This is a genomic window from Chitinophaga nivalis, from assembly GCF_025989125.1.
Taxonomy (GTDB): Bacteria; Bacteroidota; Bacteroidia; order Chitinophagales; family Chitinophagaceae; genus Chitinophaga; species Chitinophaga nivalis.
In genome coordinates, this window is sequence record NZ_JAPDNR010000001.1 from 3,567,603 (window position 1) to 3,586,625 (window position 19,023).

At 49.2% G+C, this 19,023-nt stretch carries 10 protein-coding genes; 8 read left to right on the plus strand and 2 right to left on the minus strand.

All coding sequences use genetic code 11. From position 1 onward, the window contains the following. Window positions 1-16: 16 nt before the first annotated feature. Genes OL444_RS14435 through rpiA form a run of 6 tightly spaced genes read left to right on the plus strand, consistent with a single transcriptional unit; the run spans window position 17 to window position 13,106 of the window. Window positions 17-3,403, plus strand: a complete 3,387-nt coding sequence (locus OL444_RS14435; RefSeq protein WP_264732321.1) for a SusC/RagA family TonB-linked outer membrane protein — start codon at window positions 17-19, stop codon at window positions 3,401-3,403. A gap of 27 nt (window positions 3,404-3,430) precedes the next feature. After that, window positions 3,431-4,960, plus strand: coding sequence for a RagB/SusD family nutrient uptake outer membrane protein (locus tag OL444_RS14440; protein ID WP_264732320.1), 1,530 nt, complete (start codon window positions 3,431-3,433; stop codon window positions 4,958-4,960). Window positions 4,961-5,015: 55 nt separating this feature from the next. Further along, window positions 5,016-8,126: a glycoside hydrolase family 2 TIM barrel-domain containing protein gene (locus tag OL444_RS14445; protein WP_264732318.1), complete on the plus strand. Its 3,111-nt coding sequence runs from the start codon at window positions 5,016-5,018 to the stop codon at window positions 8,124-8,126. Then, window positions 8,119-10,071, plus strand: coding sequence for an MGH1-like glycoside hydrolase domain-containing protein (locus tag OL444_RS14450; RefSeq protein ID WP_264732316.1), 1,953 nt, complete (start codon window positions 8,119-8,121; stop codon window positions 10,069-10,071). Before OL444_RS14445 ends, OL444_RS14450 begins: the two co-directional genes overlap by 8 nt. An 11-nt stretch (window positions 10,072-10,082) precedes the next feature. Continuing rightward, entirely contained in the window at window positions 10,083-12,386 is a 2,304-nt protein-coding gene (locus OL444_RS14455) for an aminotransferase class III-fold pyridoxal phosphate-dependent enzyme (protein WP_264732313.1), read from the plus strand. Window positions 12,387-12,404: 18 nt separating this feature from the next. Beyond that, window positions 12,405-13,106 carry a ribose-5-phosphate isomerase RpiA gene (rpiA, locus tag OL444_RS14460; protein WP_264732311.1) on the plus strand — a complete coding sequence of 234 codons (702 nt, stop codon included), beginning with the start codon at window positions 12,405-12,407 and terminating at the stop codon, window positions 13,104-13,106. Here rpiA and OL444_RS14465 read toward each other — a convergent pair. Beyond that, complete coding sequence (locus tag OL444_RS14465; RefSeq protein WP_264732309.1) at window positions 13,072-14,355, minus strand: MFS transporter; 1,284 nt, start codon at window positions 14,353-14,355, stop codon at window positions 13,072-13,074. The two genes, rpiA and OL444_RS14465, sit on opposite strands and share 35 nt — an antisense overlap. Before the next feature lie 255 nt (window positions 14,356-14,610). Here OL444_RS14465 and OL444_RS14470 point away from each other — a divergent pair, with 255 nt between their 5' ends. After that, window positions 14,611-14,802: a cold-shock protein gene (locus OL444_RS14470; RefSeq protein WP_079472790.1), complete on the plus strand. Its 192-nt coding sequence runs from the start codon at window positions 14,611-14,613 to the stop codon at window positions 14,800-14,802. Window positions 14,803-15,546: 744 nt separating this feature from the next. On the opposite strand, the gene OL444_RS14475 is transcribed toward OL444_RS14470, so the two are convergent. Beyond that, a complete protein-coding gene (locus OL444_RS14475; protein ID WP_264732299.1) occupies window positions 15,547-16,503 on the minus strand; it encodes a nitrilase family protein in 957 nt (318 codons plus the stop codon). A 117-nt stretch (window positions 16,504-16,620) separates the two neighbouring features. Here OL444_RS14475 and OL444_RS31795 point away from each other — a divergent pair, with 117 nt between their 5' ends. Further along, window positions 16,621-18,855 (plus strand): helix-turn-helix domain-containing protein, encoded by a 2,235-nt coding sequence (locus OL444_RS31795; protein WP_307734873.1) that lies wholly within the window; start codon window positions 16,621-16,623, stop codon window positions 18,853-18,855. The last annotated feature ends 168 nt before the right edge of the window (window positions 18,856-19,023 follow it).

The window sequence follows — 19,023 nt, forward strand, 5'->3', positions numbered from 1 at the left end:
AGTTAAATCAACCGTTATGAAAAGAATATCCCTTATGGGGGCATGCTTCGCCGTGCTCTTATCATTCCTTTTGTTAAGCTGGGTGCAGGTGGCAGAAGGGTTGAAAGATAAAATCGACGTAGGTTTCAGACAAACCAAAGTATTGCAGGTATTACAATACCTGGAAAAAAATACCCGGCTGAAATTTTCTTACAACCTGGATGACCTGGAACAATTAAAACCACTCACCATCGACAAAAAAGAACGTACCGTGGAAACCCTGTTACAGGAAATCAGCCACATTACTACGTTACAGTTTAAAATTACAGATGAAATCATCCTGGTAAAGGTACCATCGGCCATCGTTACAACACAGCAGCCGGCAGCACCACAACAGGAAAAACCGGTAACCGGTGTGATACAATCTGCCACCGGTGAAAAATTGCCAGGTGTAAGCGTGAAAGTAAAAGGTAGCACCAAAGGCGTACTTACAGATGCCTCCGGTGCTTTCCGGTTTACAGACCTGCCGAAAGATGCCATACTCGAAATCTCCTTCATTGGCTTCAATAGCCAGGAAGTAGCCGTGAACGGACAATCCGTGTTGTCTGTTACGCTGGAAACATCTACCAAAGTACTGGATCAGGTAGTGGTAGTAGGTTATGGCACACAAAGCAAACGGAATGTCAGCAGTGCCATTACCTCTGTAAAAGGTAGTGAAATTGCGAATGTACCCAGCAACAACCCGGTAAATGCCCTGCAAGGTAGGGTAGCGGGTTTAACAGTCGTAAACTCAGGTGGCGCACCAGGTGCGATGGCAGATATCAAATTAAGAGGTGTCAGCACTTTTGGAGAACATCAGCCTTTGTTTGTGATAGACGGGGTACCGGGTGATCCTTATTACCTGAATAATAATGACATTGCTTCCATTGAAGTGCTGAAAGATGGGGCGGCAGCTTCTATCTACGGTTCCCAGAGTGCCAACGGTGTTATCCTGGTTACTACCAAAAAAGGGAAAAAAGGCGCACCTAAAATGGAGTTCAACAGCTATTACAGCGTGGTGAATCCCGTAGGCAAAATGCACCTGCTCGATGGAGAAGGATACCTGAAAGTACACCGCATGATGTACGATAATGCACCAGACATAGATCCTTCTGAAAAACCGGCTTATTTAACGCAACCGGTTACAGCCAACACCAACTGGCGCGACGAGGTAACACAGCAGGGAAGTGCAGAAAACTACAGCCTGAACGTAACTGGCGGCGGCGAGTATTTTAACTATGGCCTGAGTGGTAATATCACCAAAGAAATAGGTACCATGATCGGTACTGATTTCCGCAAGAAATCATTACGTGCCCGGAACGAATATAAAAAAGGCCGCCTCACGATAGAAACCAACCTGGTATATGCAGAAACACAGCTCCGCGAAATGCGTTTCAGCCTGAAAGATGCTTATTTCCAATCACCTTTGTTACCGGTGTATGATAGCAAAGAGAAGTACGGATACGCCCTGCAGATCAATGAATTGCCTAAGTTTCAGAATCCGGTAGGCGCTAGTTTTTATAACGACAACTACAACAAAACACAGTATTTCAGCGGGAATGCCCGGATGTCGGTACAGCTGATCAAAGGCATGAAGTTCGTGACCAACCTGAGTCTGGCCAACAGCAACAGCTTTGATTACGCTTATCATCCGCCATACCGTGCCAATCAGAATGATCCGGTACAACCTTTCGCCCGTTTAACAGACGGCCGTACCAACAGACGTGAACGCCTGATGGAAAACCTGTTGTACTACGACCGGAGTTTTGGTAAACATAGCCTCAACCTGCTGGCGGGTTATACTGCACAGGAAATTATCCGTAACCGGGTAATTACCATTGCAGACGGAAAATCCAATGTATACACAGTAAAGAACGGACAAGTAGATATTTCCGAAGTACCGGGTGGTTTCCTGGATCCTAATTTTACCACCATGGACGGTGCTAAAGGAGGTTTGTTCAATGCTACCGGCTCCCGGCCGCAATACAACCGCCTGTCTACACTGGGCCGTGTTAACTATTCCTACGATAACAAATACCTGGTGCAATTGTCGGTACGCCGCGACGGTTCTTCCAAATTCGGTGAAAACCGCCGCTATGGTGTATTCCCTTCTGCATCCGTAGGCTGGAATATGCACAGCGAAAGCTTTATGCAGCGCTTTACCTGGCTGGATTTACTGAAAGTACGTGCCAGCTATGGTGAGTTAGGTAATGAAATTTCCCTGAAAGAGTACGATCACCAGGCATTGATTGATATCTATAACTATATGGGTGGTGGCTCCGTACAGGGCGGTGGTACCGTATGGCCCGGTGGTGCTGCATGGGAACTGAAAAATAAAGACCTGCGCTGGGAAACAAGTGTATCTAAAAATATCGGGATCGACTTTGGTGTGTTGAAAAACCTCACCGGTTCCTTTAACTATTTTAACAACGTAACCAATGATCTGCTGATCCGGAAAGAACTGGCGCCAAGTGCCGGATTAAATAATCCGGTGATGAACGTAGGCCGTATCAGTAATAAAGGCTGGGAACTGGAATTAACCTATAGCGATCATCATAAAGATTTTAATTATAGTGTAACCGGTACCGTTAGTCAGGTGAAAAATAAGGTGCTGGCACTGGCCAACGAAGGACAAAAAATAAACGGTGTTGGATTGAAATACGGCAGCGGCCCCATTCCTAATACCACCATGGTAGGTACAGAAATAGGTGCTTTCTATCTCTATACAGCAGATGGCATTTTCCAGTCTGACGAAGAAGCTGCCAACTATAAAAATGCGAATGGTGTTGCTTACCAGCCGGATGCCAAAGCAGGAGATATCCGTTTTATAGACAGCAATGGAGATGGTATTATCAATGCTAAGGATAAAACCTATAAAGGCAGCGGGTTCCCTAAACTCGAATATGGCCTGAATATGAATTTCAGCTACAAAGGTTTCGACCTCCAGTTATTCTGGCAAGGTGTTGCCGGCAACAAAATCTATAATGGTAATAAATACGAACAACAGGGCATGGATGCAGGCCGCAACTTTGATGTAAGTACCCTGCGTGCCTGGACACCAGACAATCGCAATACAGACGTACCACGTGCGGTATTGGGTGATCCGAATGGTAATACCCGCGAATCTACCCGCTTCCTGGAAAAAGGCGATTACCTGCGCCTGAAAACCCTGCAGCTGGGCTATGCCTTTGCGCCACATTTACTGCAAAGAGCCAGCATCAACCGGTTGAGGATCTACGCCAGCGCACAGAACCTGCTCACCTTCACAAAGTATTCCGGTATGGATCCGGAAGTAGGTCGCGCGGAAGTATTGAACACCGGCCTGGACTTATGGATGTATCCACAGAATAAAGTGTTTATGGCCGGCCTGCAGCTGGAATTCTAAGCGTATTTACTATTCAAAAAAATGGTTATGAAAAAATCTTGGTTATATACTTCGTTTTTATTTTTCTCGTTATGTGCCGGCACCGGCTGTAAAAAGGAATTACTGGAACAGAATTCGCCGGACAAACTGACGTCCGATAACTTCTGGACCAATAAGGAGCGTGCATTGACAGGTCTTGCCGCCGCCTATTCCCAGCTGGAAAGTTTCGTAGACTGGGACAACTATGTGGAAGCCCGTTCCTGCCGGGATTTTTACCGCGAAGACTTTGCACAGCCAGGCACCGATGCCTATAACTATGCCTGGTGGATGCAGATTTACAATTTCAACTACGACGCCAGCAATTATGCCATTGAGCTATTATGGCGTGATAATTACCGGGGGATTAACTTCAGTAATCAGGTGTTGGAAAATGTAAGCATCATGACACCGGCGCAGATTGATGACTCCAGCAAAAACGCCATCCTGGCGGAAGCTCATTTTCTGCGTGCCTATTACAACTTTAAGCTGCTGACCAACTTTGAAAAGGTAATCATCCGCGATAAAGTACCCCAGCAGGAAACAGACCTGCCTAAAGCACCCGCTACCCGTGCGGAAGTATGGGACTTTATCCTGGCAGATCTGCGCGCAGCAGAACCGGTATTACCATTGCGCAGTAAAAGACCGGCATCAGAATTGGGACGTATCACCAAAGGCGCAGCGCAGGCTTACCTGGGTAAAGCCCTGATGTATCGTGCCGGAGAAGAAAAAGCGAATAGCAAGGCGTTGTTTACCGAAGCAGCGGCCTGGCTCGAAAAAGTAATCCTGTCCAATGAATACGGCCTGGTAGAAAACTACCTCGGTTTGTTCGACGGTTCTACGAGTAATTCGAAAGAGTCGGTATTTGAACTGCAGCAAACCATGGATCAGTCCAACGGCGCCTACTTCAAATCGCAGTTGAGCGACTGGGTAGCAGCCTACGAACTGGGTGGTTACGGAGAAATCTATGGTACGCCGCGCCTGGTGACGGAAATGAAGAAAGAAGGAGAAGTGGCTACGGACAAGCGTTACGACCACCGCTTGTATAATACCATCTTTTTTAAAGATCCTTATTTCAATGAAGCTACTAATCCGCGTGTATACGGAAAGGTGTTCGATAGCGTATTCAAGAACAATAAGAACGCCATCGCTTTCCGCAAATGGATACCTGCTAAGTTAAATCAGCTGGGTAATGCCGTAGCCATCAACGTACCGTTGATGCGTTTGGCAGATGTGAAACTGTTGTATGCAGAAGCACAGAATGAAGCAGGAGAACCAGGTAAGGCCGTGACTCAGATCAACGAGGTACGGGCCCGCGCTGGTATGCCGGCATTGGCGTTAAGTGGCAAACAAGCCATCTTCGATCAGCTGATACATGAACGCGTAATGGAGTTTACCCTCGAAGGCAGCCGGTTTTATGACCTGCGTCGCTGGGGATTGCTGGTGCAGCAGATGCAGGCAGCCAAACGCCAGTTCTCGGCAGATAAGAGCTTCTATCCTTTGCCACAAAAGGAAACACTGAACAACCCATTGGCACAATAATCATTTATCCTGCCGGTAAGCACGGCTGCCGGCAGGATGTTTTATACAGGCAACCATGATGAGAATTATTTTCCTTGCTGTTTTGTTGTTCCCGTTGGCGTTATTTTCTCAAACCAATGACTGGGAAAATCCATCGAAAGTATCGGAACATACGTTAGCACCGCACGCGCATTTCATACCTTATCCTACTACTGCAGCAGCCCGGAAACAGGCTGCTTCGCCATTACAGTTATCACTCGATGGTACCTGGCAGTTTCAGCTGGTAAAACATCCCGGCCTGCGTCCGGCCGGATTTCACCAACCTGCCTTTTCTGTTAAAAACTGGAAAACCATCCAGGTGCCGGGCAACTGGCAGCCACAGGGCTATGCCCCCTATATTTTTACGGATGTGGAATATCCTTTTCCGCCCAATCCGCCTTTTGTACCTAAAGACGATAACCCGGTAGGATCCTACCGGCGCGATTTTGAACTGCCGGCCAATTGGAACGGCAAACAGGTGTGGCTGCACCTCGGTGCGGTCAATGCCTTTTTCTATGCCTGGATCAACGGGCAGTATGTGGGTTTTAGCAAAGACAGTAAAACACCTGCTGAATTTGACATCACCCCCTATGTGAAAAAAGGAAAAAACGTGATTGCCCTGCAGGTATTCCGTTTCAGCGACGGCTCTTACCTGGAAGGACAGGATATGTGGAAACTCAGCGGTATTGAGAGAAGTGTATACCTGGTGGCAAGACCACAGTTATGCCTATACGATTTTTTTGCAAAGGCAGGCCTGACCAACCACTACAAAGATGGTGTGCTGCAATTGGAACTGGCATTGAACAAAATACCAGCGCCGGCCGACCGGCAGAAAAGGATACAAGTGCAGTTGCTGGACGGGGATAAGATCCGCTTCACCCGCACATTGCCACTGCAACAGGATAGTATATACCGGCTGACAGAGCAACTGCCGGACATCCGCAGCTGGAACGCAGAACAACCCAACCTGTACACCCTGTTGCTCACCCTGCAGGATGAAAAAGGCAACGACATCGAAAGCCTGGCACAGGAAATCGGTTTCCGGAACGTGGAAATCAAAAGTGGTTTATTGCTGGTAAATGGGATGCCGATTAAAATCAAAGGCGTCAACCGGCACGAGCATGAAATGCATACCGCAAAAGTAGTCACCATGGAAGGGATGTTAAACGATATCCGTACCATGAAACTATATAACATCAATGCGGTACGCAACAGCCACTATCCCAACCGGGAAGAATGGTATACCCTCTGCAACCGCTATGGTATCTATGTAGTGGATGAAGCCAATATAGAGTGCGACGGCATGAGTATGCACCCGTTGCAAACCTTGTCTGACAAGCCGGAATGGAAGGCGGCCTATCTGGACCGTACCCGCCGGATGGTGGAACGCGATAAAAACTATTGCAGCATTATTACCTGGTCGCTGGGCAACGAAAGTCAGTTCGGGGATAATTTCAAGGCTACCTATCAATGGACAAAAAACAGGGACAATACCCGGCCGGTACAATATGAAGCGGCGCGTAACAATCCCTATACCGATATCGTTTGCCCGATGTATAAATCCATCGGGTATATGCTGGACTATGTGAAAGAATACCGCGACCGTCCCCTCATTCAATGTGAATATGCACATATGATGGGAAACAGTGGCGGGAACCTGTACGACGACTGGCAACTGATACAGCAGCATGAGCAGCTGCAGGGCGGTTTTATCTGGGACTTCTCCGATCAGACGTTCCCGCAACGCGATTCTCTGGGAAGAGCTATCTGGGCCTACGGCGCCGATATGGGAACCGTGGGGGCTACCAGCGATACCAGCTTCTGTGCAGACGGGATGCTGGCTGCCGACCGTACGCCTCACCCGCAGGCATTTGAGGTAAGAAAAGTATACCAGCCTTTACAGTGGTCGCCGGTAACGTTGTCTGCTGATTTGCTGCGTATCCGCAACGGCTACGATTTTAATGACCTCCGTAATGTTCGCCTCTCCTGGGAAGTAAAAGGAGATGGGAAAACCATTGCCACGGGTATTTTGCCGGAGCTGGCATTATTGCCACATCAGGCAGATACGGTACGTATACCCTTGCCGGTGATCAACAAAGTACCGGGTACCCATTATTACCTGCACCTGCGGGCACAGCTGAAAACAGCGGAAGCATTGCTGCCTGCCGGCTTTACCATTGCCACCGAACAATATGAACTGCCTGGTTTTATACCGGCGCCGGTAGCGAAACTGCCACAGTCCACCTTACAGGTGAAATCTTCGGAACATACCAAAGAAGTAGGCAATGCAGCCTTCCGGGCAGTATTTAACAATGGCTGGCTGCAACAGTATACCGTGAAGGGAGTGGATTATATGCAAGCATCTTTGCAGCCCAGCTTCTGGCGGGCTGCTACCGATAATGATATCGGCAACAGTGCCCAGCTGCGTTGCGCCGTATGGCAGCATGCCGCAGACAGTATGCAACTCCTGTCCTGGGAAGTGACCCGGCCGGATAGCCAGCGGGTGATCATGAAAACACAGTATTACCTGCCGCTGGTGAAAACACACTACGGCGTAGACTATACGATTTTATCCAACGGTGATATACAGGTACAGGTACGGTTCATAGCCGGAGATACCGTATTGCCGGAGCTGCCCCGTATGGGCATGCGGTTGTTGCTGCAGCCGGACTTTAACACTGTGTCCTGGCTGGGACGTGGTCCTTTCGATAACTATGCCGATCGCAAGTATGCTGCAGATATAGACTTGTATACCCTGCCGGCAGACTCCCTGTTTCATCCCTATCCGCGTGCCCAGGAAAGCGGCTACCGGTCGGATGTACAGTGGATGGCGCTGCGTAATGCAGCTGGCGCGGGCTGGATGGCCCGTACAGACAGCTTATTGAATATGGGCGTGCTGCATTTTGATATGCACCGGTTGGACTTTAACCGTCAGCAAAACCGCCATGGCGGCTCTATGTATAATGATCCCCTGATCTGGTGGAATATAGACTATCAGCAGGCCGGATTAGGCGGCGACAACAGCTGGGGAGCAAAACCACATGCGCCTTATACCTTGCCATACCGCGATTACAGTTATCATTTTACCTTAAGACCTTTACAAGCAACCGATCAGGCGGCAGATAAAGCGAAAGTGAACTATGAATAAATTTAAATGGATAGTGGGGCTGTTGCTGGCATACAGCAGCGCCCAGGCACAACGGCAGCAGTTTCCCGATGTACTGGATGTCAGGTATGCCGTGAAAGATACAGGAAATGTAACCGCTACTTTCTTTTCCGACCAGGGCGCCTGGCATGCCTATGCATTGCCGGTGAACCGGCAGGTCACCGGATTCACGGGGCCTTTGCTGATGGATATGAAAGGAGAGTGGCTGTCTGATATGATGGCACGGTTACGGATATATGAAGAGGGCCGGGAATTGTTATTACAGCAAACGGATACGGCTACCCGTTATTATCCGGGTATGCTGCAACTGGTGAGTAGTGCGGAAGGGATACAGGTGCAGTTGCAGCTGGTTTTCTCCGACAACCGGCAGGCAATGTTGCAGGCGTTGGTGCACAATACCCAACCCCGCCATCGGCAGCTGACCTTGCAGTGGGAGGGCAGTGCGGCTTTGAAACGTGCGGTATTACACCCGCAGGAAAATGGATTGCAGGTAACCATCAACGGTACGGCACAACAGCTGCAGATCCGTTACGGCGCCGCGCAGCCCTGGCAGATTACCCTGGCCGGCAACAGCTATAAAGCTGTTAAAACCGTGACCATACCCGCCAACGGACATATACTGGAAACGCAGACGCAGTCTTACTACCTGGAAAATAAAGAAGTACCGGCAACGATTACTATGCCGGATGCCGCCCGCACACTGGCCGCCAATGAGCAGCGGTGGAATGGTTACCTGCAGCGACTCTGGCAACGTATGCCCTTTCCCGTAAGTGATACTTTGCGCAGCCGTCTGGCCGTGAAAAGTATGGTCACCCTGATCACCAACTGGCGCAGTGCAGCCCGGCAGCTGCTGCACGACGGCGTATTCCCGTCTGCTTCCTACCAGGGTTTCTATGGCTTCTGGTCATGGGATAGCTGGAAACAAGCCGTGGCCCTGGCTTACTTTGAGCCGGCCCTGGCGGCATCCAATATCCGCACCCTGTTTGCCTACCAGCAGCCGGACGGCATGATCCCGGATTGTATTTATACAGATAGCAGTGAGAACAATCACCGCGATACCAAACCCCCGTTGGCAGCATGGGCGGTATGGGAAGTCTTTAAAACCGCGGGCGATACCGCATTCCTGCGGAGCATGTACGACCCCTTATGCCGCTACCACGAATGGTGGTACAAAGACCGCGACCACGATGGCAACGGCCTGTGTGAATATGGTGCAACAGATGGTACCCGCATCGCGGCAGCCTGGGAAAGCGGTATGGACAACGCCGTACGTTTCGACAAAGCGGCTATGTTGCAGAATCATCCGGGTGCCTGGTCATTGAACCAGGAGTCGGTAGACCTGAACAGCTATCTCTATAAAGAAAAAATGATACTGGCACAGATAGCCCGGCAATTAGGGTTACGCAAAGCCGCGCAGCAATGGCAGCAACAGGCAGTAGTCCTGAAAAAGAAAACCAACCAGGCTTTTTATGACGCCACTACCGCTTATTATTACGACCGTACGCTGGCGGGTAACCTGATCCGGGTGAAAGGTCCGGAGGCCTGGATTCCTTTGTGGGCCGGTATTGCCACCAAAGAACAGGCGGCCGGTGTTACAAAACAACTGAAAGATACCGCTGTTTTTAATACTTTAGTGCCCCTGCCGGTATTGGATGCAAGCGAAAAAGCATTTGACCCGCAAAGAGGATACTGGCGCGGACCGGTATGGCTGGATCAGTTCTATTTTGCGATTGCAGGATTACAGACCTATGGCGCCCATCAACAGGCGGTAGCCCTGAGTACCAAGCTGTGGCAACATGCAGAAGGAATGCAAGGCAAAAGGCCTTTGTATGAAAACTACCATCCACATACCGGTAAAGGATTAAATGCACCTAATTTCAGCTGGACAGCCGCACATGTACTGATGCTGCTGGCCGCACAACAATAATATTGATAGCTATGTCATATACTTTTTCAGCCACCCAGGTAAAGGAATTAATGCAGCAGCACTTTAACCTCGCTGTATCCGTAAAGGAATTAACCGGATATGATGAAGCTAATTTTCTGGTGCGGGAAGATAACGGAAACGCCTATATCTGTAAGATAGCAGATGCTTCCCATCAGGTGGCTTTCCTGGATGCGCAGGTGAAAATACTGGAGCACCTGGCAGCAAGTGCTGTTGGTAAACAACTGCAGCAGGTAGTAAAAAATACCCGGGGCGAAGGGATTACCCGGATCGAAATAGACGGAGACTTATATCACCTGCGGGTACTGACCTGGCTGGAAGGGGAGCCGATGGCCACCGTGCCGCCAGCCACTGCATTGAATACCGCATTGGGTGAATTCCTGGGGAAGATGGACGCCGCGCTGGCAGGATTCAGTCACCCGGCCATGCACCGGCATTATGCCTGGGACCTGGCGCAGGCGGCTATCGCCGGGCAGCAGCTGGTACATATCAAAGATCCGGAACACCGCCGCCTGGCAGGCTACTTTCTCCTGCAGTTCGATACCGTCGTAGCGCCTGCATTGCCGCAGCTGCGCAAAGCCTATATTCACAACGATGCCAATGACTACAATATTCTCATCAGGCAGACGGAGATCTCCGGCCTGATTGACTTCGGCGACATGGTGTACACGCAGCTGGTGAATAACCTGGCGATTGCCTGTACCTATGTGATGCTGTCGGCCAAAGATCCGTTGGCAGCAGCTGTAGAAACGGTGGCGGCCTATCATGCCGTATACCCGTTGACGGTAGCCGAAACCGACTTGTTGTATTACCTGGTGGCAGCACGTTTATGCATCAGCGTTACTACCTCCGCCGCCCAGGCAGCGGCAGGCAGCGACAATGCCTACCACTTTGTAACCGAAGCGCCGGCATGGCAGCTATTATCCCACCTGATTACTATCAATCCGCTGGCTGCCCAGGATGCTTTCCGCAGGGCCTGTGGTTTCACGCCGCTGATCAATGCCGAGGCGGATTATGCAGGTTTGCTGGCCGACAGAAAAGCACATATTGGCCGGAACCTGAGTATCAGCTACCAGGAGCCGCTTAAAATAGTACGGGGTGCTTTGCAGTATCTCTATGATGATAAAGGCCGTACGTTCATCGACTGTGTCAATAATCCCAGTCATGTGGGGCATTGCCATCCTACGGTAGTTCGTGCCATGCAACAACAGATTGCTACCCTCAATACCAATACCCGTTACCTGCACGATCATCTGGTAGATTATGCCAATAGTCTGATCAGCACTTTACCGCCTTCGCTGGAAGTATGTTATTTCACCAATTCCGGCAGTGAAGCCAATGACCTTGCGATCCGCATGAGCCGTCATTATACGCAGCAACAGGATGTAATTGTACTGGATCATGCCTACCATGGCACCTCTACGGTAGCGATGCAGTTAAGTCCGTATAAATTCGATGGAAAAGGTGGTTTCGGACAACCGGCTCACACCCATAAAGCACTGAATCCGGATCAATACAGAGGGGCTTACCGGTATGACGATGCGCAGGCCGGCCCGCGTTATGCTGCCGATGTGCAGGATATTATCAGCCGGTTGCAGGCAAATGGCAAAGGCGTAGCCGCTTATATCTGTGAAACCTTACTGGGCGTAGGTGGCCAGATACCTTTACCGCCGGGATACCTGCAGGAAGCATATGCTGCGGTGCGTGCCGCCGGTGGATTATGTATCGCCGATGAAGTACAGGTAGGTTTCGGCCGGGTAGGAGACGCCTTCTGGGGATTTGAACTGCAGGGCGTTACACCGGATATTGTGGTGATGGGAAAACCGATCGGGAATGGCCATCCGCTGGCTGCCGTGGTCACTACCCGCGCAGTAGCCGATGCCTTTAATAATGGTATGGAATACTTCAACACCTTTGGCGGTAATCCGGTATCTATGGCAACAGGACTGGCCGTATTACAGGTCATCCGCGAAGAAGGGCTGCAGGAGCATGCCCGGGTGACCGGTAACTATTTTATGGAAGGCCTGCGGAAACTGAAAGCAAAACATGCCATTATCGGCGATGTGCGCGGACATGGTTTCTTCATCGGTGCAGAGCTGGTACGCGACCGGGAAACCCTGGAACCAGCCGTGCCGGAAATCGACGTGATTGTAGAAGCGATGAAACAACGGGGCTTCTTGCTGAGTACCGATGGTCCTTTGCACAATGTGCTGAAAATCAAGCCGCCAATGGTATTTAATAAGGCGAATACGGATGCCTTGCTGCATCATTTGGATGCCGTGCTGGATTCCCTGTAATCCCCTTATATTTGTTTCATGCAAGTAAATATCGCTAAAAAAGCAGCTGGTGAAAAGGCTGCTGCATACATTCAGCCGGGCATGACGGTTGGCCTGGGAACAGGCAGCACAGCCTATTACACCATATTGCGTATAGGCGAGCTGGTGAGGGGAGGAATGGCATTGCAGGCCGTCGCTACTTCGGCGGATTCGGAACAACTGGCGCGGGAACAGCAGATTCCCCTGGTGCCTTTTGCCGAAGTACAGGGCATCGACCTGGATATCGACGGGGCAGATGAAGCCGACGAGCAGCTGCGGCTGATCAAAGGTGGTGGCGGAGCGTTGTTGCGGGAAAAGATTATTGCGGCCGCCGCCGGCGAAATGTTGGTAGTGATAGATGAATCCAAGCTGGTCAAACAACTGGGGCGTTTTCCCCTGCCGGTGGAGGTGATTCCTTTTGCATGGGAGCTGACCTTCAAACAACTGGCAGCTATCGGCGCCGCTCCGGTGAGGAGGGAGCAGGAAGGGCAGCCTTTTATAACAGATAATGGTAATTATATACTGGACTGCCACTACCGGCAGATCCGCGATGCAGCCGTGGTGGAAACACAGCTGAATAGTATTCCCGGCGTAGTGGAGAATGGTTTATTTCTCCACTACGCCGTTAAACTGATTATTGGCTATGCAGATGGTACAGTGAAGGAAATTATTCGCCACGGTCCAGCAAGGAGGTCTTTTTAGTATCCCGGGAAGTGGCATATACCAGCAGGGAAATGAAGATACAGCCCGTAACATACCAGTAGTAATAAGGCTCATGCCCGATCTTCTTAAAATACAGGGCGATCGGTTCTGCCGTGCCGCCAAACAACGCCACCGTAACCGCATAGGGGAACCCCACGCCCAGCGCACGAACGGCAGTTGGGAACATTTCCGCCTTTACCACCGCATTAATAGATGTATAGCCACTAACAATCACCAGGGCCAACAGGATGAGCCAGAAGGCCGTCCATTCAGTAGTAGCGTGGCTGATAGCGCTAAGCAGCGGTACCGTGAGCAGGGTGCCGAATATGCCAAATCCCAGTAATAAAGGTTTCCGGCCATATTTATCAGACAGCCAGCCGAATAACGGCTGCAGGCAGGCGTAGATCAGCATCAGGAAGAACGTGATGGTGGTAGAGCGTTCTATGGTCATATGCACCGTATTCACAAGGAATTTCTGCATATAGGTAGTATAGGTGTAAAAGGCGAGGGTGCCGCCCATGGTAAGGCCTACCACCGTCAGTACTGCCCGGGGATATTGTTTGAACAGTATTTTGATGGAGCCTTTTTGCGCCGTTCCGGCGTTTTTTTCATAGGAAGATGATTCCTGCATATGCTGCCGCAGATAGAGCACCAGTACGGCCAGTACAGCCCCGATGGCAAAAGGAATGCGCCAGCCCCACGCCTGCAGCTCAGCGGGCGTAAGAAATACCCGTTGCAGCAGCATCTGTACCCCCAGGGCCGTCAGCTGGCCACCAATCAGGGTTACATACTGGAAACTGGAGTAAAAGCCCCGGCGGTCTGCCGTGGCTACTTCACTCAGGTAAGTAGCGGAAGTGCCGTATTCGCCGCCTACGCTCAGCCCCTGTAGCAGCCGGGCAAAGAGCAGGAGGATGGGAGAGGCCACTCCGATGCTGTTAAAAGAAGGGGTGAAGGCAATCAGTAAGGACCCTAATGACATGAGTAATACAGATAACGTCATGGAAGCTTTCCGGCCGCGTTGGTCTGCCAGCCAGCCAAAAAGCCAGCCGCCAATGGGGCGCATCAGAAAACCCACGGCAAAAATGGCCGCCGTATTGAGCAATTGCGCTGTGTAGTTGCCTTTCGGGAAAAAAACAGGCGCGAAATACAAGGAAAACGTGGTATAAACGTACCAGTCATACCATTCTACAAGATTGCCGGCAGATCCGGTCAGGATGGCTTTAATACGCCAGGTTTCTGGTTGAGTCATATAACAGACAAAAATATACTTTAATCCCGGATAATGTGCGTATGCCCACTGAAAGCGAGAAATCTTAAAATAAATTAGGGTTGTATACTGAAAAACCCCTATCTTCGTTTCGCCTCTTAAGAATATTGTATTTCAATTCTGTAGTTAGATCACCTCTCACATTCAGCTTTTTATTTACACTTCTTCTTCTGGTCGCACAGGTAGCCGCCTGCATAAAAATGGCGAGAACACGTTCACAATTAAATATTAAATATAATGCAAACAGGTGTAGTAAAATTTTTTAATGAAGCTAAAGGTTTTGGATTCATTAAAATCGAAGGTTCTGGACAAGAAATTTTTGTTCACGTATCTGGTATTAAAGAAAGCATCGGCGAAAATGACCGCGTAGTATTCGACGTGGAAGAAGGCAGAAAAGGCCCGAATGCTGTTAACGTAAGACTGGCATAACTTATTTTATAAATAGTTTTGTTACAAACCGTCCTGGCTTAGCCAGGACGGTTTTTTTTATTCATTTTTTTAAAGCAGTACAGGTAGGCCTGTCTCAAAAAGTGAGCGGAATGCCTGTTGGTCATCTTTGTAAAAATCTTTTCAAAAGAGGAAGAAAGGCTGTTGGATAAAAGTATTCCCGGAAAAACCACCCGCGTGATATCTTCAAAAAACAGCTGTAAACCCTGTTCATCATCCCGGTAAATAATTGTCTGCTATTTATCTCTCTCTCCGGGAAAATTATTGGGTAATCATGATGGCGAAAAGAAGTCGTGCTATCTGAAGCAAGCCTGCAAAACTATCTATATACGTGGTAAGGATGGCCCATGTAAAGCACAGAAATAGCGCAGGAATGATAGGATATTACCAGTAATGCTTACTACTACCTTACTAAAACGAATGATCCACCTTAACACCAGGAATGCCTTCGGATTTTTTGGGTAAAATAATATCATCAGATGGGTGTCGGGAGGAAAAATGTGCTGTGACGAGAGGCTATGAAATTAAACATTTTTTATTCCAAAACAGCAAATAAGGAAGGCCGGATCAAAGATAGCCATATGGCTTACATCCCCCGAATAAATCAATAGGTGGGCATCTTCCGAAAAATTAATGATATACAGTCATCTTCCTGAAAATATCCTGTACACATCGTACCCGATGGAACAGGATATTTTCAGGAAGATATTTAACAACACAGATTGATTACTGTTCTTTTTCCTGGAGCCATACTACTTTCTGCACGGCTTCGTGGGGCGCCGCAATAATATTACCATATAAATCAGGGCGTCTGGCTTCCCGGTAACGGTGACCACCGGCCTTTTCCAGTTTATCGCGGGTGAGGGTAGCAGTAACCACCTGGTTGTCCAGTTGCCGGCATTCTGCAATCACATCTCCAAACGGATCTACAATCATAGAACAACCGTTTTTCAGCTGATCATCGTCCATGCCGATCGGGTTGGAAAACACGGCATAAATACCGTTGTCATACGCCCGTGCAGGCAACCATTTCATGAGCCAGGAACGTCCTTTCATGCCATCAAATTCCAGGCGCAGCGGCGTGGGATCTTCCTGGCGGTTTTGCCACAGCTGCGGATCTACAAATCCTGCACCGGGCCGGGGAGAAGGCGTGCACATGGTAACGTGTGGCATGAAGATAATTTCCGCTCCCAGTAAAGCAGTGGCTCTTACATTTTCAATCACATTATTATCATAACAGATTAAGATGCCGCATTTCCATTTCCCCAGATTAAATACCACATATTCAGTACCTGGTTTTAAATGCGGATTGATGAAAGGATGCAGCTTCCGGTATTTCGCCACCAATCCGTTTTTATCTACACATACATACGCTTTGAACAGCTGATTGTCGGCATCTTTCTCAAATAATCCGGCGAGGACGGCGATGTCATATTCCGCTGCAATCTCTTGTAATGCTTTTATGGAAGGCCCGTCCGGAATAGGTTCCGCCAGCGCCAGCATGTCTGCTTCCGATAAATGACGGGCAAAGGTGTAACCGGTTATAGAACATTCATGAAAGGCAACTGCCTGTGCGCCCTGTGCAGCTGCCTGTGCAGTTAACTGCCGGATCACGGCAAGATTATGTGCCTTGTCGCCACTCTTGTTTTCAAATTGCGCCGTGGCAATTCTGATGTTTTCCATATCTCAAGTTTTTTATTTCACTGTTGAAAACGAAGATACGTGGCATTTGTCATTACTCGCTGGAAGACTATGGTTTCGCCGGTTTTCTGTATATTCGCCATTTCAATTTACATTAAAATGCCCCAACCGGATAATACAAATATCATCTTTCACCTGGCGGCAGATTTCATTAACCAGACACACCGCCACATCTTCCTGACAGGTAAGGCGGGAACAGGGAAAACTACGTTCCTGAAATATATCAAGGAACATACCCGTAAAAATACGGTAGTAGTAGCACCTACAGGTGTAGCGGCGATCAATGCAGGTGGTGTAACCATGCACTCTTTTTTTCAGCTGCCTTTTGGTCCCTTTATTCCCGGGAGCAAACGGGGATTTGGAATGGATGAAATCAGTACTACAGATAAACATACCTTGTTTCGCAACATTCGTTTTACGAACGACAAAAAAGTATTGTTGCAGGAAATGGAATTGCTGATCATCGATGAGGTGAGTATGGTACGCTGCGATATGCTGGATGCCATCGATACCATCCTGCGTCACTTCCGTAACAAACCTTTGTTGCCTTTTGGTGGCGTACAGGTACTTTTTATCGGTGATCTTTTTCAGTTGCCGCCAGTAGTACCCGATGCAGAATGGCAGATGCTGCAGGAGTATTACAACAGTAATTTTTTCTTCGATGCAAAAGTGATTGAACAGGCGCCTCCTTTATACATCGAGCTGAAAAAAATATACCGGCAAAATGAACAGACTTTCATTGATGTGCTCAACCGGGTACGTAATAATGAAGTCACCCACAATGACCTGCAGTTACTCAATGACCACTATCAGCCGGAGTTTACCGGAGCAGATGAAGAATATATCGTACTGACCACCCACAACCGGAAAGCAGACGAAATCAATACCCGCCGCCTGGCGGCCATGCCCGGAAAAGTATATCGCTTTGAAGGCAAGATAGAAGGCGATTTCAGTGATAAGGCCTTGCCGACGGAGTTGCTGCTGCAACTGAAAATCGGCGCACAGGTGATGTTCCTGAAAAATGACCTCGCGCAACCCCGCCGTTATTATAATGGTAAGATTGCGACCGTAAAAGAAATCGACGACGAAGAAATTACCCTCGTGCTGGCCGGCTCACATGAAGAGCTGAAACTGGGCAAGGAAACCTGGCGTAATATCCGCTATTCCTTCAATGCAGAAGAAAACAGTATTGAAGAAGAAGAAATCGGCAGCTTTACCCAGTTTCCGATCCGGCTGGCCTGGGCCATCACCATCCATAAAAGCCAGGGGCTTACTTTTGAACGGGCTATTATTGATGCTGGTTACGCTTTTGCACCTGGTCAGGTATATGTAGCCCTCAGCCGCTGTACTTCCCTGGAAGGGCTGGTGCTGCACTCCCGCATCGGGTATGGCAGCATTAAAACAGACCGGCAGGTGATTGAGTTTGCTCAAAAGGAAAATGAAGCTAACGAACTGGTGGTATTGCTGGAAATAGAACGGAAAAAATTCCAGGCGTCTTCTTTGCTGCAACTGTTCGACTGGTACCGCATGCAGGCCATGATGCGCAGTCATGCCGTATGGATACAGGATAAAAAAGTACCCGACTTCGATGCCACCCTGCAGCTAAGCCGTACCCTGGTGCTGAAAACAGAACAGCAACAGGAAGTCGCCAATAAATTTGTCAGTCAGCTGAATCAGATACTGGATACTGTGGTGCAAACCGGAGAAACAGCCCAGCTGGTGGAGCGCATGAATAAAGCGATCGGTTATTTTACCCAGAGTATTTATGAAGACCTGATCAAACCTTTACAGGCGCATATAGAAGATGTGAAAAAATCCCGCTCCAAGAAATACCACCTGCAGTTGATGGCCATCGAGTCTGACTGCTGGAATAAGTTACGGCAGGTATGGGAAGTGTCGTATGGCGACGTGGTATTTACCAGCGGGTTAAAAGATTATCTGCAACTGCGGCATACCGATACCGCCACCGCTGCGGCCACACCAGCCGTGAAAGCGCCGGCCAAAGGAAAAGTGGAAAAGGGGAGTAGTCGCCGGGGCACCCTCGAGCTGTACCTGGGCGGTAAAACCATTCAAGACATCGCCAAAGAAAGGCAACTGGCCATCGGTACCGTGGAAAGCCACCTGGCGCAATGTATTGAAGCCGGTGAAATGGATATGTCCCGCTTTATTTCTGACGCAAAAGTAAAACTGATCACAGATCATATCCGGGCATTGGGTGCTACTGCTGCCGGACCTATCAAGGAAAGGGTAGGAGATGCCGCCAGCTTTGCGGAAATCAGGATTGTACAGTGGTACCTGAAAAAGCAGCAGGAAGCACAGATTATGAACGACTAACACATCACCAGCCAATAGGAAAGGAACGCATGAGGTATCGGGTAGCACCGTATCTCATGCGTTCTTTTTTTCAGTGAAGAATCATCCAGGAACCGGTAAAAAAGAGGAAGGAATACTGTCGGGCGTGCCGCTACCTTTGCAGGTTAGCATCACTGTATAAATACTTAA

Bases quoted from the DNA above. Each gene is read 5' to 3' on its own strand.
- OL444_RS14455 (WP_264732313.1), top strand. From the start codon at position 10,083: ATGTCATATACTTTTTCAGCCACCCAGGTAAAGGAATTAATGCAGCAG.
- OL444_RS14435 (WP_264732321.1), top strand. From the start codon at position 17: ATGAAAAGAATATCCCTTATGGGGGCATGCTTCGCCGTGCTCTTATCA.
- OL444_RS14440 (WP_264732320.1), top strand. From the start codon at position 3,431: ATGAAAAAATCTTGGTTATATACTTCGTTTTTATTTTTCTCGTTATGT.
- OL444_RS14475 (WP_264732299.1), bottom strand. From the start codon at position 16,503: ATGGAAAACATCAGAATTGCCACGGCGCAATTTGAAAACAAGAGTGGC.
- OL444_RS14445 (WP_264732318.1), top strand. From the start codon at position 5,016: ATGATGAGAATTATTTTCCTTGCTGTTTTGTTGTTCCCGTTGGCGTTA.
- OL444_RS14470 (WP_079472790.1), top strand. From the start codon at position 14,611: ATGCAAACAGGTGTAGTAAAATTTTTTAATGAAGCTAAAGGTTTTGGA.
- OL444_RS14450 (WP_264732316.1), top strand. From the start codon at position 8,119: ATGAATAAATTTAAATGGATAGTGGGGCTGTTGCTGGCATACAGCAGC.
- OL444_RS14465 (WP_264732309.1), bottom strand. From the start codon at position 14,355: ATGACTCAACCAGAAACCTGGCGTATTAAAGCCATCCTGACCGGATCT.
- OL444_RS31795 (WP_307734873.1), top strand. From the start codon at position 16,621: ATGCCCCAACCGGATAATACAAATATCATCTTTCACCTGGCGGCAGAT.
- rpiA (WP_264732311.1), top strand. From the start codon at position 12,405: ATGCAAGTAAATATCGCTAAAAAAGCAGCTGGTGAAAAGGCTGCTGCA.